Origin of the sequence: Pseudomonas putida (assembly GCF_002906855.1) — a bacterium.
GTDB classification, from domain to species: Bacteria; Pseudomonadota; Gammaproteobacteria; order Pseudomonadales; family Pseudomonadaceae; genus Aquipseudomonas; species Aquipseudomonas putida_N.
The window spans coordinates 938,146-958,814 of sequence record NZ_MINI01000038.1; the positions used below are offsets into that span (position 1 = coordinate 938,146).

Annotated in this window: 15 protein-coding genes; 3 read left to right on the top strand and 12 right to left on the bottom strand. The window is 62.5% G+C overall.

Going from position 1 to position 20,669, the window contains the following annotated elements; translation table 11 throughout:
• The first annotated feature begins 44 nt into the window (after positions 1–44).
• Together pnp and BGP85_RS16950 are read left to right on the top strand one after the other, a co-directional pair.
• Positions 45–2,150, top strand: a complete 2,106-nt coding sequence (gene pnp, locus BGP85_RS16945) for a polyribonucleotide nucleotidyltransferase (RefSeq protein ID WP_103448915.1) — start codon at positions 45–47, stop codon at positions 2,148–2,150.
• Between the two features lie 264 nt (positions 2,151–2,414).
• Positions 2,415–2,765, top strand: a complete 351-nt coding sequence (locus BGP85_RS16950; RefSeq protein ID WP_079226478.1) for a BON domain-containing protein — start codon at positions 2,415–2,417, stop codon at positions 2,763–2,765.
• A gap of 79 nt (positions 2,766–2,844) precedes the next feature.
• Here the strand turns inward: BGP85_RS16950 and BGP85_RS16955 are convergent, their stop codons facing one another.
• The gene (locus BGP85_RS16955) at positions 2,845–3,147 is read right to left on the bottom strand and encodes a putative quinol monooxygenase (protein WP_103448916.1); all 303 of its coding nucleotides are present in this window, start codon (positions 3,145–3,147) and stop codon (positions 2,845–2,847) included.
• A 60-nt stretch (positions 3,148–3,207) separates the two neighbouring features.
• On the opposite strand from BGP85_RS16955, the gene BGP85_RS16960 reads away from it, so the two are divergent.
• Positions 3,208–3,621, top strand: coding sequence for a VOC family protein (locus BGP85_RS16960; RefSeq protein WP_103448917.1), 414 nt, complete (start codon positions 3,208–3,210; stop codon positions 3,619–3,621).
• A 103-nt stretch (positions 3,622–3,724) separates the two neighbouring features.
• Here BGP85_RS16960 and BGP85_RS16965 read toward each other — a convergent pair whose 3' ends face one another.
• From BGP85_RS16965 to BGP85_RS17020, 11 genes are all read right to left on the bottom strand, one after another.
• Positions 3,725–6,661, bottom strand: coding sequence for a DUF748 domain-containing protein (locus tag BGP85_RS16965; protein WP_103448918.1), 2,937 nt, complete (start codon positions 6,659–6,661; stop codon positions 3,725–3,727).
• A gap of 78 nt (positions 6,662–6,739) precedes the next feature.
• A complete protein-coding gene (locus BGP85_RS16970; RefSeq protein ID WP_103448919.1) occupies positions 6,740–7,609 on the bottom strand; it encodes an oxygenase MpaB family protein in 870 nt (289 codons plus the stop codon).
• Between the two features lie 42 nt (positions 7,610–7,651).
• Positions 7,652–9,586: an acetate--CoA ligase gene (gene acs / locus BGP85_RS16975; RefSeq protein WP_103448920.1), complete on the bottom strand. Its 1,935-nt coding sequence runs from the start codon at positions 9,584–9,586 to the stop codon at positions 7,652–7,654.
• A gap of 115 nt (positions 9,587–9,701) precedes the next feature.
• Complete coding sequence (gene pgi, locus BGP85_RS16980; RefSeq protein WP_103448921.1) at positions 9,702–11,366, bottom strand: glucose-6-phosphate isomerase; 1,665 nt, start codon at positions 11,364–11,366, stop codon at positions 9,702–9,704.
• A 144-nt stretch (positions 11,367–11,510) separates the two neighbouring features.
• Complete coding sequence (gene panC, locus BGP85_RS16985; RefSeq protein ID WP_103448922.1) at positions 11,511–12,374, bottom strand: pantoate--beta-alanine ligase; 864 nt, start codon at positions 12,372–12,374, stop codon at positions 11,511–11,513.
• Complete coding sequence (gene panB / locus BGP85_RS16990) at positions 12,371–13,171, bottom strand: 3-methyl-2-oxobutanoate hydroxymethyltransferase (RefSeq protein WP_103448924.1); 801 nt, start codon at positions 13,169–13,171, stop codon at positions 12,371–12,373. The genes panC and panB overlap by 4 nt, the downstream gene beginning before the upstream one ends.
• Positions 13,172–13,433: 262 nt before the next feature.
• Positions 13,434–13,913 carry a 2-amino-4-hydroxy-6-hydroxymethyldihydropteridine diphosphokinase gene (folK, locus tag BGP85_RS16995; RefSeq protein ID WP_103448925.1) on the bottom strand — a complete coding sequence of 160 codons (480 nt, stop codon included), beginning with the start codon at positions 13,911–13,913 and terminating at the stop codon, positions 13,434–13,436.
• A complete protein-coding gene (locus tag BGP85_RS17000) occupies positions 13,910–15,301 on the bottom strand; it encodes a polynucleotide adenylyltransferase PcnB (RefSeq protein ID WP_103448927.1) in 1,392 nt (463 codons plus the stop codon). Before BGP85_RS17000 ends, folK begins: the two co-directional genes overlap by 4 nt.
• 750 nt (positions 15,302–16,051) lie before the next feature.
• On the bottom strand, positions 16,052–17,497 hold the full coding sequence (locus BGP85_RS17010; protein ID WP_103448930.1) for a sigma-54-dependent transcriptional regulator: 1,446 nt from the start codon (positions 17,495–17,497) through the stop codon (positions 16,052–16,054).
• 4 nt (positions 17,498–17,501) lie between these two features.
• Entirely contained in the window at positions 17,502–20,477 is a 2,976-nt protein-coding gene (locus BGP85_RS17015; RefSeq protein ID WP_181004533.1) for a sensor histidine kinase, read from the bottom strand.
• Positions 20,461–20,637, bottom strand: coding sequence for a hypothetical protein (locus tag BGP85_RS17020; RefSeq protein ID WP_003250005.1), 177 nt, complete (start codon positions 20,635–20,637; stop codon positions 20,461–20,463). The genes BGP85_RS17015 and BGP85_RS17020 overlap by 17 nt, the downstream gene beginning before the upstream one ends.
• Positions 20,638–20,669 lie beyond the last annotated feature (32 nt).

Genomic DNA, 20,669 nt, shown 5'->3' on the forward strand with positions numbered 1-20,669 from the left:
CAAGAAACCAGTTCCCCCAGAGCCACTGAAAAAGGTAGGAAACCGTGAACCCGGTAATCAAGAAATTCCAGTTCGGTCAATCGACCGTTACTCTCGAAACGGGCCGTATCGCCCGTCAGGCAACCGGCGCCGTGCTGGTGACCGTCGACAACGACGTCACCGTGCTGGTAACCGTGGTCGGTGCCAAGCAGGCCGATCCAGGCAAGGGTTTCTTCCCGCTGTCGGTCCACTACCAGGAAAAGACCTACGCCGCCGGCAAGATCCCGGGTGGCTTCTTCAAGCGTGAAGGCCGTCCTTCCGAGAAAGAGACGCTGACCTCGCGCCTGATCGACCGTCCGATCCGTCCGCTGTTCCCAGAAGGCTTCATGAACGAAGTGCAGGTTGTCTGCACCGTGGTTTCCACCAGCAAGAAGACCGATCCGGACATCGCCGCGATGATCGGTACTTCGGCTGCACTGGCAATCTCCGGCATTCCGTTCGAAGGCCCGATCGGTGCTGCCCGCGTTGCCTTCCACGAAAGCACCGGCTACCTGCTGAACCCGACCTACGAGCAACTGGCTGCCTCGAGCCTGGACATGGTCGTTGCCGGTACTTCCGATGCCGTGCTGATGGTTGAATCGGAAGCTCAAGAGCTGACCGAAGACCAGATGCTGGGCGCCGTACTGTTCGCCCACGACGAGTTCCAGGTGGTTATCCAGGCTGTCAAAGAGCTGGCTGCAGAAGCTGCCAAGCCGACCTGGGACTGGAAACCGGCCGTTGCCAACACCGAACTGTTCAACGCCATCCGCGCTGAGTTCGGCGAAGCTGTTTCGCAGGGCTATACCATCACCGTCAAGGCCGACCGCTACGCGCGCCTGGGCGAGCTGCGCGACCAGGCGGTTGCTAAGTTCTCCGGTGAAGAAGGCCAACCTTCGGCTGGCGAAGTCAAAGACATCTTCGGCGAAATCGAATACCGCACCGTTCGCGAAAACATCGTCAACGGCAAGCCACGTATCGACGGCCGCGACACCAAGACCGTACGTCCGCTGAACATCGAAGTCGGTGTGCTGCCGAAAACCCACGGTTCGGCGCTGTTCACCCGTGGCGAAACCCAGGCCCTGGTCGTTGCGACCCTGGGTACTGCGCGCGACGCCCAGCTGCTGGACACCCTCGAAGGCGAGAAGAAAGACCCGTTCATGCTGCACTACAACTTCCCGCCGTTCTCGGTGGGCGAGTGTGGTCGCATGGGTGGTGCCGGCCGTCGCGAAATCGGCCACGGCCGTCTGGCCCGTCGTTCGGTTCAGGCCATGCTGCCAGCCGCTGACGTGTTCCCGTACACCATCCGCGTGGTTTCGGAAATCACCGAATCCAACGGTTCCAGCTCCATGGCTTCGGTCTGCGGTGCTTCCCTGGCACTGATGGACGCTGGTGTACCGATGAAGGCGCCAGTTGCCGGTATCGCCATGGGCCTGGTCAAGGAAGGCGAGAAGTTCGCAGTCCTGACCGATATCCTCGGTGACGAAGACCACCTCGGCGACATGGACTTCAAGGTTGCGGGTACCGCCAAAGGCGTTACCGCACTGCAGATGGACATCAAGATCAACGGCATCACCGAAGAGATCATGGAAATCGCCCTGGGCCAGGCCCTGGAAGCGCGCCTGAACATCCTCGGCCAGATGAACCAGATCATTGGCGAGTCGCGTACCGAGCTGTCGGCCAACGCCCCGACCATGATCGCGATGAAGATCGACACCGACAAGATCCGTGACGTCATCGGCAAAGGCGGCGCCACCATTCGCGCCATCTGCGAAGAGACCAAAGCTTCGATCGATATCGAAGACGACGGCTCGATCAAGATCTTCGGCGAGACCAAGGAAGCTGCAGACGCTGCCAAGCAGCGCATCCTGGGCATCACCGCTGAAGCCGAGATCGGCAAGATCTACGTCGGTAAGGTCGAGCGCATCGTCGACTTCGGCGCCTTCGTCAACATCCTGCCTGGCAAGGACGGCCTGGTGCACATCTCGATGCTGAGCGACGCTCGCGTTGAGAAAGTGACCGACGTGCTGAAAGAAGGTCAGGAAGTCGAAGTGCTGGTACTGGACGTGGACAACCGCGGCCGTATCAAGCTGTCGATCAAAGACGTTGCCGCTGCCAAGGCTTCGGGCGTCTAAGCGACTGACTCGCAAAAGGAAAAAGGGCCCCTCGGGGCCCTTTTTTTTATGGGTCTCGGGAACCTTTTGCGTGCTTGCATCTTGCATGCAGGTTTTTCACCCTGATTGCAAAATGCACGACATACGTTTGCTTGAAAATTAGCTAAGTAGTTGATTTATATGAAAACAAGCGAGACGGTAAAGCTGGCACAGCGCATGCAACTACACTCTTACCTGTCGCCAGGACTTACGGCGCAGACCTTTCGAAAAACAGGAGTGACCCACATGAAGAAGTTCGCCATTGCTGCCGCTACTGCTACCGCTCTGACCCTGACCATGGCTAACGCGGCGTTCGCCCAACAGTCCACCCAGGCCCCCATGACGATCGCGGCCGGTGAGGTGACCAAAGCCAAGGAAGCGACCTCGGATACCTGGATCACTACCAAGGTGAAATCGGACCTCATGACCGAGAAGGGCATTCCAGGCTCCGATATCAAGGTCGAGACCAACAAAGGGGTTGTCTCCCTGTCGTCGACCACTGCCATCACCGAATCGCAGAAAAAAATGGCGGTTGATATCACCAAGAAAATCAAAGGCGTGAAGGCCGTCTCTGCGGATGGCCTGAAAGCCGAATAAGGAATGTCCCGTCGGCCAAACGGACTTGGCCACCTTCACTGAAAAGCCCCTGCCTGCGCCGGGGCTTTTTCATGGGCGCTCAATACACCGGATTGCGGGCGATCACATCGCTCTCGAAGCATTCCTGTTCGACGATCAGCGGCTCGACCAGCGGGCGGCTGTCGCGGAAATGGGCAGTCTGGGTGTGTGCTTCGTACGCATCATCGTCACGGTAGATCTCGTACAGGTAGATGACGTCCGGGTCGATCCGGTCCTGAGAGACGTCGAACACCAGGCAACCTGGCTCAGTGGCGACCGAGGCAGCGGCATTGACCTTGATGGCGGTGAGAAAGGCTTCGGCGCAGCCGGGTTTGACGCGGGTCTTGATGAACAGGCTATACACAGGGCGGTCCTTTTGTTTTAAATTCTATTCAGAATTGTATACAAAAATGGAGTCGTGCCAATGTCCGAATTACCTGTTCGTCCCGGTCGCCTGAATGGTCTGCGCCACATCGCCCTGCTGGTGCCCAACCTGGAGGAGTGCGAGCGTTTCTATGTCGATGTCATGGGCATGGAGGTGCTGAACCGGGCCAACGAAGACCTGGTTTACCTGACCTGCGGTAACGACAACTTGTCGCTGGGGCGTGGGGCAGGGGCGGCCAATGGGCTGCAGACCCTGGACCATTACGGGTTCATCGTGGACAGCGTAGATGAGCTGGAGGCCTGGTACCAGTATTTCAAGGCGCGTGGGGTGACCTTGCTCGACCGGCCGTTCAACCATGGTGACGGTGCGCGCAGCTTCCACCTGCTGGACCCGGCGGGGAACAAGGTGCAGCCGCTGTATCACCCATCGGTGTCAGGGCAGCGGCTGGTATAGGCCTTTACCGGCCTTTTCGCGGGGCAAGCCCCCTTCTACAGGAGCATGCGGTCCCTGTAGGAGCGGGCTTGCCCCGCGAAAAGGCCGGACCTGCTCACCCGGATCACTCGGCATCAAGGTGCATCGGCGTAATCACCCGCCCATCACTCTCGGCCTGCCCCAGGTTGGTATCGATGAAGTACACCCGATCATCCTCGAGCTTGCCCTTGTCGACCAGGTAGTCCTTGATGCTGCTCGCCCGCTCCTGGCCAAGGGTACGCAGCAATGCAGTGCTTTCAGCCCAGGACTTGATCACCGCCTCCCGCAACTTGGCGGTGCGCTCGTCACGGCTCAACTGCTCCCATTCTGCCGGCGGCTGCTGCTTCAGGCGGGTACGGTAGATACCTTCGAGCATTGCCGGTTTGTCGCTGTCATCGACCAGCAGCATCGAGGCGTTCGCCGGTACCTTGTCGCCACGGCGTTGCAGGATCTTGTACCAGGTCGCCTGATACTCGCGCTCCAGGCGCTGCTGGGCGATCAATGGGCCGTCGCTGCTCTGGGCGCTGGTGCCTTCGATTTCCAGGCGCAGCTCCGGGCGCTCCTTGAGGGCGGACGCGAGCTTGTCCAGCGTCGACTGCGCATCGCCACTGAGTTCACTGGAGCCTGGGGCAAACGACACGGTACCGAGGTCTTCCGAGCCACCACCGGAAATCAGCCCACCAATGAACTTGAACGGTGCCTGGGCCGCACGCAGCACCAGGTTGCGCAGGGTCTGCCAGACGATTGGCATGACGCTGAATTGCGGGTTGTTCAGGTCGCCTGAAACCGGCAGTTCGATTGAGATCCGCCCTTCGGTGTCCTTGAGCAGGGCAATCGCCAGGCGGATCGGCAGGTCCACCGCATCGGGGCTGTCGACCTTTTCACCCAGCTGCAGCTGCTCGACCACCACCTTGTTTTCGGCCTTGAGCTGGCCGTTGGTGATCAGGTAATGCAGGTCGAGGTTCAACCGCCCCTTGCGGATGCGGAAGCCGGCGAACTTGCCGGAGTAGGGCGTCAGGGTGGTCAGTTCGACGCGCTTGAAGCTGGTGGCGATATCCAGGCTGGCCAGCGGGTTGAACGGGTTGAGTGCGCCCTTGATGGTGACCGGGGCATAACGGTCGACCTTGCCTTTGACGTCGACTTTGGCCGGTGCCGGCTTGCGGTTGTCGATGGTGCCGATCTGGCCATTGAGCTGCTGGATGGCGGTGGCGAAGTTCGGTGTCAAGGTCAGGTCGGCGAAGTTGGCCGAGCCATCGTTGATGTCGATCTGGCCGATGTGGATGCCCAGCGGTTTGCTGGCCGCGGTGCTGGCTGGTTTGGCCGGACTGCGGGCCGATGCGCCGGCCGGTTGCGGGATGAGCAGGTCGTCGACACTGGTGGTGCGGTCTTCGTTGATGATGAAGCGCGCGTAGGGCTGCAGCAGGGTCACCTTGTCGATCGACAGGGCATCACCGTGCACATACGACAGGCCATCGACGTTGACTTGCTGCCATTTGACGAAATCTCGGCCCTTGATGGTGTCCAGGGTGTGCAGCTGGTTGACCTGTGCCTTGCCAGCGACGTTGAAGGCCAGTGGCTCGGTGCTCTTGAGGTCGACCTTGAGGTCGCTGGCGAGCATGCCGCTGCGCAGTTCGAGGCGAATGAACGGGCTGATGTAGGCCTGCGCAACACGCAGGTCGATGTCTCGGGTGCTGACATCGAGCTTGGCCGTGATCGGCGCCAGGTTCACTTCACCGGCCGCCTGCAGCTTGCCTTGCTTGCCAATGCCGGTGTCGAGCTTGAGCGTGAAAGGCGACTGGTTGAGGCTGTCGAAACCCTGCATGTCGAGATTCAGCGGGCCAACATCCAGTGCCACCGGTTCGTTCTGGCTGCGGTCGGCAAGGTGGACCTGATAGTTGCGCAGTTGCACGTCCTTGAGCAGTACCTGCCAGGGCTTGCTCGGCGCTTTCGCGGCTTTTTCTTCTGCGCTCGGTTCGGCAGCAGCTGGCTCGGCCTTTTCCTTCGGTGTGGCCTTGACCGGCTGGCTGGCGAACAGCTTCTGCCAGTCGAGTTGGCCGTCCTTTTCCAGGGCTGCCCAGGTTTCCAGTTTTTCGCTGCGCACCTTGCCGACGGTGACCAGCTGCTTGGCCAGGTCGATGGATGTCTCGTTCACTTCCAGGCTGGCCAGGCGTGCCAACGACCGGCCATCCGGGGCCTTGATGGCGAACGGCGCGATCTTGAGCGCGGTGTTGTCCAGCAACAGCTCGGTTTGCTTGGACAGGTTCAGCTTGTAGTGGGTGTCCATGCTGAATACGCCGTCCTCGAGCACAAGGGGCACGGCATCACGCACATAGGGCCAGAACAGCTTCATGTTGCCGTCGGTGACCTTCAGCGTGCCTTCCGAGGCAATCGGCGCCAGGCTGAGGGTACCGCTCCAGTCGACACGTCCACCGTTGGGGCCAATCGCCACCAGGGTCATGTCGGCGTTGTCATCCGGCAGGGTGCTGAGGTTCTTCAGCTCCAGGTTCATGTCGTCGTAGACGAACTCGATCGGCTCGCTCGGGCGCTGATCCTGAAAATGCAGGTAGCCGCCGCTGAGTTTGATACTGTCGATACGCATTGGGAACGGGTCGCTGGGCGGCTCGTCCGGCTTGGGTTCGCTGGCAGGCAACTTGAACAGTTGGGTCAGGTTGAGCGTGCCGTCCTTGGCGAACAGCACTTCGTTGCGTGGCTTGTCGAGCTCGATCGCCTGCAGGTGGAGGGCACGTTTCCACAGGCTGTCGAGCGCCAGGTTGGCGTACAGCCGTTCGAAACCGATCTGCTCCTTGCCGGGCTCGCCGAGCTGCAGGCCCCACACTGTCAGCTCGAGGCTGAAGGGGTTGAGTTCGATGCGTTGCAGGTGCGCCGGCACGGTGGCGTATTGCGCCAGCTGCTGGTTGGCGATACGCAAGGCGACACCAGGGAGAATGAGGAAGCCGAGCAGGCTGTAGAGGGCCACGAGAGCCAACAGGGCGCCGAGGGCGCGAGTCAATCCTTTGTACATGTGTCGCTTCATCTGTCTAAGCAGGAGTGCTTGGAGTATGGCACGTTAAATCGGTTCCGCTGAGGCGACCATTTCCCGTCAATCGATACCCATGCGTCGCCTGGCCCGGTGCGCCGAGCCGTCACGCATGGCCCAGCGCAGGATCGGTGCTGTGCGGCGCAGGCCAAGGCGGATCATGCGCTGTTGCAGCGGCCCTTGCTGCAGGCCGAGCATGGTCTGGGCCCAGTCTGGAAGCAGATCGATGCCGGCATGCAGCATCAGCTTGCCGACCGGCTCGGCAAGGCGGCTCGGGGCTGGGGCTTCGAGCAGGATCCTGACCACTTCCAGGCTATGCGCGCTGCATTGCAGTTGTGGACGCATCTGCTGCAGATAATCCTCGACCTGCTGGCAGGAGCGTGGCACACCACGGGCACCGAGGCGTTCGGCAACCAGGGCGATCTCGGCGTAATAGGTGTCCTGATCGGCACGTGACAGTTGAGGGTCGCGGTAGCGCAAATGGGCAGCGAGAAAACTGCTGACTTCGGCCACATGCACCCAGGTCAGCAGGTCCGGGTCGCTGGCGGCATAGGGGCGGCCGTCCGGAGCTGTACCGGTTACCTGCAAGTGGATGGTGCGCACCTTGTCGATTAACCATTCGGCATCACGGGTGGAGCCGAACGTGGTGCCGGAGATGAACTGACTGGTGCGACGCAGGCGCCCGAGCAAGTCCTCGCGGAAATTGGAGTGGTCCCACACCCCGGCCAGGGCCAGCGGGTGCAGCAGCTGCAGCATCAGGGCACTGATGCCGCCGACCAACATGCTCGGGAAGTCGCCATGCACCCGCCAGCTGATGCTGTGCGGGCCGAACAGGCCGGGGTCGCCCTTGGGGGATTCGAGGTCGAGCTGGCCGAGGGCCAGCCCGGTGAGGCTCATGACCTGGGTTTCGATGCGTCGGCGTAGGGCTTCCATGGCGTCCTGTGCTTCAGGGCGGCCATGGAGCGTGGCCGCCCACTATTGATTGAGGCGTTTGTCGATCAGGCCCTGAACCACGCTCGGGTCGGCCAGGGTCGAAGTGTCGCCGAGGTTATCCAGTTCGTTGCAGGCGATCTTGCGCAGTATACGCCGCATGATCTTGCCCGAGCGGGTCTTGGGCAAGGCCGGTGCCCACTGAATCAACTCTGGCTTGGCGAAGCTGCCGATCTCTTTGCTGACCAGCGCCAGCAACTCGGCCTTGAGCGTGTCGTCCGGGGTGATGCCATTCATGGGGGTAATGAAGGCATACACGCCCTGGCCCTTGAGGTCGTGCGGGTAGCCGACCACGGCAGCCTCGGCGACGCTGTCGTGCAGCACCAGCGCGCTTTCCACCTCGGCGGTGCCGATGCGGTGGCCGGAGACGTTGATCACGTCATCGATGCGCCCGGTGATCCAGTAGTCGCCGTCGGCATCGCGGCGGGCGCCATCACCGGTGAAGTAGTAACCGGGCATGGGTTTGAAGTAGGTATCGACCATACGCTGGTGGTCGCCGTAGACGCTACGGATCTGCCCGGGCCAGCTGGCCTTGATCACCAGCAGGCCGGCGCCGGGGCCTTCGATCAGCTGGCCCTTTTCGTCCAGCAGCGCCGGTTGCACGCCGAACATCGGCTGGGTAGCGCAACCGGGCTTGAGCTTTTGCGCCCCTGGCAGTGGCGTGAGCATGATGCCGCCGGTTTCGGTCTGCCACCAGGTATCGACGATGGGGCAACGCTGCTGGCCGACGGCTTCGAAATACCATTCCCAGGCTTCCGGGTTGATCGGCTCGCCCACGCTACCGAGCAGGCGCAGGCTCTTGCGCGAGGAGCCCTGCAGCGGTGCCGAACCTTCACGCATCAACGCACGCAGCGCAGTGGGCGCGGTGTAGAAGATGTTCACTTGGTGTTTGTCCACCACCTGCCAGAAGCGCGAGGTGTCCGGGTAATTAGGTACGCCTTCGAACATCAGTGAAATCGCGCCGTTGGCCAAGGGCCCGTAGACGATGTAACTGTGGCCCGTGACCCAGCCGACGTCGGCGGTGCACCAGAACACCTCGCCGTCGCGGTAGTCGAACACCACCTTGAAGGTCATTGTCGCCTGCAGCAAGTAGCCCGCGGTGGTGTGCAGTACACCCTTGGGCTTACCGGTACTGCCGGAGGTATACAGGATGAACAGTGGGGCTTCGGCGTCCATCGGTTCGGGCGGGCATTCGTCGCCGGCCTTTTCGGTCACTTCGTGATACCAGAGGTCGCGGCCCTCGTTCCACGCGACATCGCCGCCGGTTCGGCGCACCACGAACACGTTGCTGACCGCGGGGCAGCTGCTCAGGGCTTTGTCGACGTTGTGCTTGAGCGGGATGCGCTTGCCGCCGCGCACGCTTTCATCGGCGGTGATCACGGTGCGGCAGTCGGCATCGAGAATGCGGTCCCGCAGGGCATCCGGGGAGAAACCGCCGAACACCACTGAGTGGATGGCACCGATGCGCGTGCAGGCGAGCATGGCGTAGGCGGCTTCGGGAATCATCGGCATGTAGATGCATACCCGGTCACCTTTGTGCACGCCGCGTGCCTTCAGGGCATTGGCCAGCCGGCAGACCTGGCGGTGCAGCTCGCGGTAGCTGATGGCCTTGGAGTCCTTGGGGTCGTCTCCTTCCCACAGTAGGGCGGTCTGCTCGCCGCGCTGGGCCAGGTGACGATCGATGCAGTTGTAGCTGACGTTCAGTTGGGCGCCGTCGAACCAGCGGGCCTTGCCAGTCTTCAGGTCGCATTGCTGCACGCTCGACCAAGGCTTGATCCAGTCCAGGCGTTTGGCCTGTTCGGCCCAGAAGGTGTCGGGGTCATCGACCGACTGGCGGTAGAGGCGCTGGTAGTCGTCGGGGGAGAGTCTGGCGGACTGGCTGACGGCCAGGGCCTGGGGATACTGCTTGATATCGAACATGGCGGGTGGTCCTGCTCTTGTGAGGGGCGAGGGACAGCAGCGGCTATTCGATGGACAGTGTAGCTGGAGGGAGCGTTCAACCTGTGCCGACCCCAAGGTCGGCACAGGTTGGCGGTCAACCGCGGTGACGGCCGCGGAAGTAGTTGATCAGACCTTGAGTGGAACCATCTTCGGCACTGTCTTCCAGGCTGCCGACCAGGCGCTGGTAAACACCCTTGCCCAGCTCCTTGCCCAGCTCCACGCCCCACTGGTCGAAGGCGTTGATGCCCCAGATCACGCTCTGCACGAACACCTTGTGTTCGTACATCGCCACCAGAGCGCCCAGGCGACGCGGGCTGATGCGCTCGACCACCAGGGTGTTGCTCGGGCGGTTGCCCGGGATCACCTTGTGCGGCGCGAGCTTTTCGATGTCCGCTTCGTTCAGGCCCTTCTGGCGCAGTTCGGCCTCGGCTTCTTCACGGGTCTTGCCGAGCATCAGCGCCTGGCTCTGCGACAGGCAGTTGGCGTACAGCCACTGATGGTGGTCGGCCACCGGGTTGAAGCTGACCACTGGCACGATGAAGTCGGCCGGGATCAGCTGGGTGCCCTGGTGCAGCAACTGGTGGTAGGCATGTTGACCGTTGCAGCCGACGCCGCCCCAGATCACCGGGCCGGTATCGGTCTTCACCGGGGTGCCATCCTGCAGCACACTCTTGCCATTGGACTCCATGTCCAGCTGTTGCAGGTGCTTGGTGATGTTGCGCAGGTAATGGTCGTACGGCAGGATCGCGTGGCTGCTGGCGCCCCAGAAGTTGCCATACCAGACACCCAGCAGCGCCAGCAACACCGGCATGTTCTTGTCGAACGGTGCGGTCTGGAAGTGCTGGTCCATGGTGTAGGCACCCGACAGCAGCTCTTTGAAGTTGGCGGTGCCGATGGCCAGGGCGATCGGCAGGCCGATGGCCGACCACAGCGAATAGCGCCCGCCTACCCAGTCCCACATCGGGAAGATGTTCTCTTCGCGAATACCGAAGGCCACGGCGGCGGCCTTGTTGCTGGAAACCGCGATGAAGTGGCGGTACAGCTCGGCTTCCGAGCCGCCCTGGGCCAGGTACCAGGTGCGCGCGGCCATGGCGTTCTTCAGGGTCTCGAGGGTGTTGAACGACTTCGACGAGACGATGAACAGCGTGGTTTCGGCGCGCAGGTTCGCCGACAGTTCATGGAACTCGCTACCGTCGATATTGGCCAGGTAGTGGCACCGCACCCCGCGCTGGGCATAAGGCAGGAGGGCTTCGGAGACCAGCTCGGGGCCGAGGAACGAACCACCAATGCCGATGTTGACCACATCGGTGATCGGCTTTTCGCTGTAGCCACGCCACAGGCCGTCATGAATACGGCCGACCAGCTCGGTGATCTGGTTGAGTACCTTGTGTACTTCCGGCATCACGTTGACGCCGTTGACGCTGAGCTTGTCGCCTACCGGGCGGCGCAGCGCGGTGTGCAGCACCGGGCGACCTTCCGAGGCATTGATGATCTCGCCGCTGAACATCGACTTGATCGCGTCCTGCAGGCCGACTTGTTCGGCCAGGTTCACCAGAAGATCTCGGGTTTCATCGGTGATCAGGTTTTTCGAATAGTCGAGGAACAGCCCGCAGCTACTCAGGGAGAACTGGTCGAAGCGCTTGGCGTCGGCGGCAAAGGCTTCGCGCATGCTGAAGCCTTGCATGGCGTCGCGGTGTTGTTGCAGGGCCTGCCAGGCAGGCAGGGCCGTAACATCGTGGGGGGTGCGGTAATACGCCATTGCGCGGAATTCCTTGATGCGAGGTGTGCCTTGGACAGGGCAGTCATTGCCGGGTTCAGGCTGGCCATCATTATAGGCAAAGGCCGCGCGCAGGGAATGGGTATGAAGGGAGGATTTTGGGGCCGCCAAGCGGCCCCAGGCGAGTTATGCGGTCTTTTCGTCCAGGTGCAGATACAGGTTGTCGATCAAACGGGTGTTACCCAGATACGCCGCAACCAGGATCACCAGGTCCCGGTCGCCAAAGGTCGCCGGGCGCAGATTCAGTGCATGGCGCACTTCCAGATAATCCGGACGCAGGCCGGCAGCGCTCAGCTGCGCCTTGCCTTGCTCGATCAGTGCCGCGAAATCCACCTGGCCGCGACCCAGCGCCTCGCCGATCTGCTGCAAGGTGCGATATACCACCGGCGCCGTGGCCCGTTGCTCAGTTGTCAGGTAACCATTGCGCGACGACAGCGCCAAGCCATCTTCGGCCCGCACGGTCGGCTCACCGATGATCTGGATGGGCATGTTCAGGTCGTGCACCATGGCGCGGATCACCGCCAGCTGCTGGTAATCCTTTTCGCCAAACACGGCCAGATCCGGCTGAACCATGTTGAACAGCTTGCTGACCACGGTCGCAACGCCCTCGAAATGCCCAGGGCGGCTGGCACCGCACAGGCCTTCGGACAGGTTGGGCACGCTGACGCGGGTTTGCACGCTCATGCCGTCGGGGTACATCTCTTCCACGGTGGGCGCGAACAGCAGGTTGCAACCTGCCTGAAGCAGGCGCTCCTGATCGGCGGCGAGGGTACGCGGGTATTTGTCCAGGTCTTCGTTGGCACCGAACTGCAGTGGGTTGACGAAGATGCTGGCGACCACGAAGTCGGCACGTTGGGCGGCCTTGGTCACCAGCGCGGCGTGGCCGCTGTGCAGGTTGCCCATGGTCGGCACGAAGCCGATGCGCTTGCCTTCGCCGCGTGCACGGGCGACGGCTGCACGCAGTTCGCGGACGGTCTTGACTGTGTTCATGCGCTGAATCCGTGTTCGGCAGCGGGGAAGGTAACGTCCTTGACGGCCTTGACGTAGGCGGTGAGGGCGCTCTGGATGTCGGATTGGCCTGCCATGAAGTTCTTCACGAACTTCGGTACCCGGCCGCTCAGTGACAGGCCGAGCATGTCGTGCAGGACCAGTACCTGGCCATCGGTGGCACTACCGGCACCGATGCCGATCACTGGAATGCTCACCGCCTGGGTGATTTCCGCAGCCAGTTCGCTTGGTACGCATTCGAGCAGCAGCATCGCCGCGCCGGCTTGCTCCAGGGCAATGGCGTCGGCGCGCATCTGCCGCGCTTGCGCTTCCTGGCGGCCCTGGACCTTGTAACCGCCCAGCACGTTGACGGTCTGCGGGGTCAGGCCCATGTGCGCACACACCGGCACACCGCGTTCGGCCAGCAGGCGGATGGTTTCGGCCAGCCAGGCAGCGCCTTCGAGCTTGATCATGTGGGCGCCGGCCTGCATCAGCGTGGCGCAGTTGGCAAAAGCCTGCTCGGGTGTGGCGTGGGCCATGAACGGCAGGTCAGCGAGGATCAGCGCACCGTCGTTGCCGCGTTTGACGCAGGCGGTGTGGTAGGCCATCTCGGCAGTGGTGACGGGCAGCGTGCTGTCATGGCCCTGCAGGACCATGCCCAGGGAGTCGCCCACCAGCAACACGTCGACGCCGGCCTGGCTGCAGGCCTTGGCGAAGGTCGCATCGTAGCAGGTCAGCATGGTGATCTTTTCACCCTTGGCCTTGAGGCCATGCAGGGTGGTCAGGGTTACTTCAGGCATGTAGGAAAATCCTCGTTCAGGCGCTGTGAAAAACGACTGCATTCAACGCGTGTAGTCATCTTCCGGAGCGGCACATCATCGCGCGTGATGTTCGGGCACAGGTCCGTCCGGGCCTAAATACGGGTGTGCGGCACTTTGCTGCCACACGGGACGCCTATAGTCGTGAGCGAGGTGGGGGAAGTCAATCACCCTGTTACCGCAATGTTACTAACAGGGTGTTACTGGCGTTACCGTGTTCTGAATAATGTCTCAAACGCCCGGTTTACAGGCGTTCCAGACCGACGAACGGGCACGCTTCGAGCAACTGGGTGAGGGCACGGCCATCGGCCAGGCAGAAGTCATCCGCCACCAGTTCGGCCAACGGGTACAGCACGAAGGGGCGCGCATGCATGTGGTAGTGCGGCACCTGCAGGCGTGGGACGTCGATCACCTGGTCACCGAACAGCAGGATATCCAGGTCGAGGGTGCGCGGGCCCCAGCGTTCCTGGCGTACACGGCCCTGGTCGTTCTCGATGGCCTGCAGCGCGTCGAGCAGGTCCAGCGGCGCCAGGGTGGTATCGAGGGCTGCTACCGCGTTGGTGTAACGCGGCTGGCCAGGCAGCAGCGAGTCGCTGGTGTACAGCGCTGATGCGCCCGCCAGGCGGCTGTCGGCAATCTGGTCGAGCGCCTGCAGGGCGCTGCGCAGTTGTTCTGCGGGCGCGTCCAGATTGCTGCCGAGGCCGATGAAGGCGCGCGTGGTCACTCGAACGCCTCGTCGCCGCCGCTGCGCTTGCGCTTGCTGCCACTGCGCTTGCGTTTGCGCGGGCCGGCACCGGTGCCTTCGTCACGGCTGCCAAGCTCGCGGATCATCTCGCGGCGCTCGCTGTCGTTGGCATCCTGGTAGTCGGTCCACCACTGGCCGAGGTCGTCGGTTTCCTCGCCGGCGCTTTCGCGCAGCAGCAGGAAGTCGTAACCGGCACGGAAGCGTGGGTTGTCGAGCAGCAGGTCGGCACGCTTGCCACTGCGACGCGGCAGGCGTTCCTGCATGTCCCAGATCTCGCGGATCGGCAGGGTGAAGCGCTTCGGGATAGCGATGCGCGCGCACTGTTCGGCGATCAGGTCGTGGGCCGCACCGTTCATGGCAGGGATTGGCGGCACGCCTTGGTTCTGCAGGTGCAGCACGCGGCCTGGCAGGGCAGGCCAGAGCAGGGCGGCGAACAGGAAGGCCGGGGTGACCGGCTTGCCTTGCTTGACGCGCAGGTCGGTATTGTTCAGCGCTTGGCTGATCAGGGTATGGGTATAGGTCGGGCGCTCGTCCAGGGCATGGGCACTGGCCGGGAACAGCGGCTCGAACAGCTCCAGGTCGACCAGCATTTCGAAGGCGATGGCACCCTGGCCGGAGAGGAACAGCTTGAGGCATTCCTCGAAAAGGCGTGCTGGCGGGATCTCGCGCAGCAGCGGGGCCAGTTTGCGAATCGGCTGGAAGGTGTGCTTTTCGATGCCGAAGTCGAGCTTGGCAGCGAAACGCACGGCACGCAGCATGCGCACCGGGTCTTCCTGGTAGCGGTGGGTCGGGTCGCCGATCAGGCGCAACAGACGGTTGCGGATGTCGTGCACGCCGTTGGCGTAGTCGAGGATGCGCTCGCTGACCGGATCGTAGTACAGGGCGTTGATGGTGAAGTCGCGGCGTTGCGCGTCTTCTTCCAAGGTGCCGTACACGTTGTCACGCAGGATACGACCACTGGCGTTGTGCGACGAACGGTGGCTGTCGCCCTGGTCGTCTTCCGAGTGGGGCGCGCGGAAAGTGGCGACTTCGATGATCTCACGGCCGAAATGCACGTGGACCAGCTTGAAGCGCCGACCGATGATGCGCGCGTTGCGGAATTCGGCACGGACCTGTTCGGGCGTGGCGCTGGTGGCGACGTCGAAGTCCTTGGGCGTGATGCCCAGCATCAGGTCGCGGACGCAGCCACCGACCAGATATGCCTGGTAGCCCGCACTCTGCAGGCGCTCGACGATGTTCACCGCGTGGCGGCTGAACTGGTGGCGCTGCAGCGAGTGTTGGCTCTTGTTGATCACCTCAGGCGTGGTGCGCCTGTGGTGCTGGCCCGGTACGGGAGGGCGGAACGACTGGAACAGCTTCTTCAGCATGGGATGCACTGTTTGAAGGAATGTTCGGCCAAGAATAGGAGAATGGCCGCATGATGGGCGGGGATTCTAGCATTTACTCGGGGAATGGTGTAGGCGGTAGCAGGAGAGCCTGCCGAAGGGGAGAAACGACAAGGGGAGCCTAAGCTCCCCAAGAAGTCGTTGCGTGCTCTTATTGTTTTTTTACTGGGCTTCTTGTTTTTGTTGAGTGCCCTGTCCACAAATCTCGAAGCTTGTGGACGACCCCCAATCCAGGGGTAAAGAGCAAACGGATTGCTTTGGCCGCTGATGTCACGTTGATCCTTCGATCCAACCAGTTCAGGCGCTGCTTTTAAGTGCAGTTTTTGTTGTTCTCTGCCTGGTCGTGGGGCAAGCCCCAAACACGCATCCTCTCCAAAAGAATCAGTTAGCTGCGCCTCCGCCGTCTTGTTTTTATTGTGCGTGAGCCGTTTCGTCTTGTTCTTATTCTGAGTTGCTGTGCTTGTTATTGTTCTTGTACCAGACATATAGCAGGTGCCGTGCCAACTTTTCGAAATCCAGTAAAATCAAGGGGTTGAGGCGGTTTGGCAGATTTCTGCAGGTCGAAAATGTAGATTTTTCGTTACCGTACGCCTCGGGAACTGTTACGCCGGAAAGGTTGGGTAACAGATTTGTGCGGGAACTGAGGTGTTACCTGGGGCAGAGGGTGTGGCTTTGCCACCCTCTTCGCGGGGTTGCCCGCGAAGAGGCCAGTAGGGCCAACGGAGATCCGAATCAGTTGTCGCTGGTCGCGTTGCTCTTGCGCCGCGGGATGCCCAGGCGCTGGCGCCGTTCCCACAGGCACTTGCGGCTGACACCGAGCTTGCGTGCGAGCTCGGTCTCGGTCATGTGGTCCTGGTGCTCGAGCACGAAGTGCTGGAAGTAGTCCTCCAGCGACAGATCCTCGGTCGGCTCATGGCTGGCACTGCTCGCGCTGGCCACGACCAAGGCATTGTCGAGGATGTCATCCTCTTCAAGGTCGCTCAGCTCGATGTCGATGCCCAGCATGTCGGCGGAAATTTCCGCGCTCTCGCTGAGGATCACCGCGCGCTCTACGGCGTTTTCCAGTTCGCGCACGTTACCCGGCCAGCTGTAATGACGAATGGCTTGCTCGGCCTCGGCCGAGAAGTGCAGGTCGTCACGGCCGATGCGCGCGCTCTGGCGGGCGAGGAAGGCATTGGCGATCTCATTGACGTCACTGCCGCGCTCGCGCAGGGCCGGCAACTTCAGGGCGATCACGTGCAGGCGGTAATAAAGGTCTTCGCGGAACTGCCCGGCCTTGGCCAGGTTCTTCAGGTCGCGGTGGGTCGCGGCGATCAGACGCACGTCGACTTTCTGCGACTGTACCGAGCCGACCCGGCGAATCTCGCCTTCCTGCAGCACGCGCAGAAGGCGCGCCTGGGCTTCGAGCGGCAGTTCACCGATCTCGTCGAGGAACAGGGTGCCACCGTCGGCGGCTTCCACCAGGCCGGCACGGCCGGCGCTGGCGCCGGTGAATGCGCCCTTTTCGTGGCCGAACAGTTCCGATTCGATCAGGGTTTCCGGAATCGCCGCGCAGTTCACCGAAATCATCGGCGCCTTGGCACGTCGCGACAGGTTGTGCAGCGCGCGGGCAACCAGCTCTTTACCAGTGCCCGACTCACCCTGGATCAGCACGTTGGAGTCGGTGGGCGCGACTTTGCGGATCTTGCTGTACATGTCCTGCATCGGCGGGCACGAACCGATGATGCCGATCTCGCCATTGGCGGCACTGGCAGCCTTCTCGGCAGGCGCGGCCTTGCCGTTGGCCCGCGGCTCGGCGGCCGGGGCTGGCGCGGCAGCAGGGGCATTCTGGCGATCACGCAGGATGCGCGCTACGGCCTGGAGCATTTCATCGTGGTCGAAGGGCTTGGCGATGTAGTCCACCGCGCCCATCTTCATCGAGTCCACCGCCGAGCGCAGGCTGGCGTAGCTGGTCATGATCAGCACGGGTGTGCCCTGGCCAAGCTTGATCAGCTCGGTACCCGGGGCGCCCGGCAGGCGCAGGTCGCTGACGATCAGGTCGAAGGTGGCAATGCTGAAGCGTTCCTGGGCTTCCTGCACCGAGCCGGCTTCGCTGACCTGGTACTGGTTCCGTTCGAGCAGCCGACGCAGGGCCGAGCGGATGATGGTTTCGTCTTCGACGATCAGAATGTGCGGCATTGATTCAATTCTCTCGACGGTCTCGAATTTCAGGGGACGTCGCTACGACATGCCGGGGCAGGGTCACGCGGATCCGGGTGCCACGTTGCCGTTCGATGTCGGCCGGGCTGTCGATGGTGATTTGCCCATAATGCTCTTCCACGATGGAATAGACCAGAGCGAGCCCCAGTCCGGTTCCTTCGCCCGGGTCTTTGGTGGTGAAGAATGGCTCGAACAGGCGGTCCATGATGTTCTTCGGTATCCCGCTGCCTTCGTCCTCGACGATCAGGTCGACGGTGTGCTCGCTGACTTCACTGCGCACCCGCACGGCACTGCCGGGCGGGGAGGCATCGCGGGCGTTGGAGAGCAGGTTGATCAGCACCTGGGCGAGGCGCTGCGGATCCCCCTCGGCCCAATGGTCCGGGTCGCAGAGGTTGAAGAACTGTACTTCGAAGTTGCGCCGGTTCAATGCCAGCAGACCGATGGCGTCTTGCGCCACTTCGGCCAGGCACACCGGCTCTTCGCTGTTCTGATGGCTACCACCGGCGTGGGCGAAGCTCATCAGTGACTGGACGATGCGCGACACGCGCTTGGTCTGTTCGAGGATCTGGCTGGACAGCTCGATGATTTCGCCATCGTCTTCGCGCTCCTCGCGCAGGTTTTGCGCCAGGCAGGCGATGCCGGTGATCGGGTTGCCGATTTCGTGGGCCACACCGGCAGCCAGGCGGCCGATGCTGGCCAGGCGCTCGGAGTGCACCAGCTTGTCTTCCAGTGCCTGGGTTTCGGTAAGGTCCTCCACCAGCAGCACAAGGCCGCTGTTACCCGGCGCCAGGGGCTCGTCGATGGCCGCCTTGTGCAGGTTCAGCCAGCGCGGCTGGCCGTCCAGCGCCAGGCGCTGTTTGTGCAGGTGTTCGTCGGGCACGTTGATGAAACCCTGCAGCAGGCCGCGCCAGGGTTCGCTGATGGTCACCAGGCGCGAGCCGACCACGTGCTTGGCGGCAATGCCGGTCAGCTCTTCCATGGCCTTGTTCCACATCAGGATTTCCTGGTCCTTGGCCAGCGAGCAGACGCCCATGGGCAGCTCTTGCAGGGTCTGGCGGTGGTAGCGGCGCAGCGCGTCGAGTTCGGCGGCAAGGCCGGTAAGGCGCGAGTGGTAGTCTTCCAGGCGGCTTTCGATGAAGTGGATGTCCTCGGTGACGTAGTTCTCGTTACCGGACTTGTACGGCAGGAAGGTCTCGACCATGTCCTGGGCCACACTCGGCCCCATCAGCCCGGAGAGGTTGGCCTCGATACGGTCACGCAGGCGGCGCAGGGCATAGGGGCGGCGCTCGTCGAACGGCAGGTAGAGGTCGCGCAGGGCCTGCTCGACCTCCTTCTGCGCCGCCTTGGCGCCCAGCGGTTTGGCCAGCTGGGTAGCGAATTCCTGCGGCGAGGCGGCATGCAGTTCACGGCGCTGCGGCCGGCGCACGTTGTCCACGGCGCAGGCTTCGGCGGCGCTGACTTCTTCGCTGCTGGCGTTGGTGAACAGCGAAATCAGCGTGAACAGCAGTACGTTGGCCGCCAGCGAGGCAATGGCCGCCATGTGCCAACTGGTGTCGTCGAGCACATAGATCATGTCCAGCAACGGGATATAGAAGCCCTGCAGGTTGCCCAGCAGCGGCAGCAGCATGGTCACCATCCACACCAGGGTCCCGGCCAGCAGCCCGGCTATGAAGCCGCGGCGGTTGGCGGTCGGCCAGTACAGCACCGACAGCACGCCAGGCAAGAACTGCAGAGTGGCGACGAAGGCGACGATACCCAGGTTGGCCAGGCTCTGGTGGTTGTTCTGGGTCAGGTAGAAGACAAACCCGGCAGTGATGATGGCGACGATCAGCGCGCGGCGTGTCCATTTCAGCCAGCGGTAGATATTGCCCTCGGCCGGTGGCTGGTACAGTGGCAGCACCAAGTGGTTGAGGGCCATGCCCGACAAGGCAAGCGTAGTGACGATGATCAGCCCGCTGGCGGATGCCAGACCGCCAACGTAGGCGAGCAACGTCAATGCCTGGTTGTTGGCGGCGAGCCCCAAGCCCAGGGTGAAGTACTCAGGGTTGGTACTCGCGCCCAGGCGCAGGCCGGCCCACAGTACCAGCGGCACCGCCAGGCTCATCAGCAGCAGGAACAGCGGCAGGCCCCAGCTGGCGCTTACCAGCGCGCGCGGGTTGAGGTTTTCGGTGAAGGCCATGTGGTACATGTGCGGCATGACGATGGCCGAGGCGAAGAACACCAGCAACAGGGTGCGCCAAGGGCCTTCCTGCAGCGGCGTATGCAGCGCCGCCAGGGCGGTCTGGTTCTGCAGCAGCCATACTTCCAGCTCATGCGGGCCACCGAACACGCCATACAGCGCATACAGGCCGATGCCGCCCAGGGCCACCAGCTTGATCACCGATTCGAAGGCGATGGCGAACACCAGGCCCTCGTGTTTCTCACGCGTGGCGATGTGGCGCGAGCCGAAGAAGATGGTGAACAGGATGATCAGCGTACAGAAGGCAAAGGCCACCCGGGCCTTGACCGGCTCGCCGGTGAGGATGCTGATCGAGTCGGCCACCGCCTGGATCTGCAGTGCCAGCAAGGGCAGCACGCCGATCAGCATGATGATCGTGGTCAGCGCGCCGGCCCAGGTGCTGCGAAAGCGGAACGCCAGCAGGTCGGCCAGCGACGACAACTGGTAGGTGCGGGTGATCTTGAGGATCGGATACAGCAGCACCGGTGCCAGCAGGAATGCACCGGACACCCCCAGGTAACAGGCGAGGAAACCGTAGCCGTACTGGTAGGCCAGGCCCACCGAGCCATAGAAGGCCCAGGCGCTGGCGTAGACGCCCAGCGACAGGGTGTAGGTCAGCGGGTGGCGAATGATGGAGCGCGGGATCAGCCCACGCTCGCTGATCCAGGCCACGCCGAACAGCACCATAAGGTACGCGGCGCTGATCAGGATCATCTGGGTCAGGCTAAAGCTCATCGGCATCTCGTTGGCTCTGCAGGATGAAGGTGACGACGATCAGGATCAGCCAGAGCAGGTAGGGGCGGTACCAGGCACCGGTCGGTTCGATCCACCAGTCCATGATGGCCGGGGAGAACAGGTAGATCCCCACGACCAGAAGCAGGACCAAACGATAGATGTACATGCTGGCCTCGATGGTTGGGCGCTGCGGGCTTG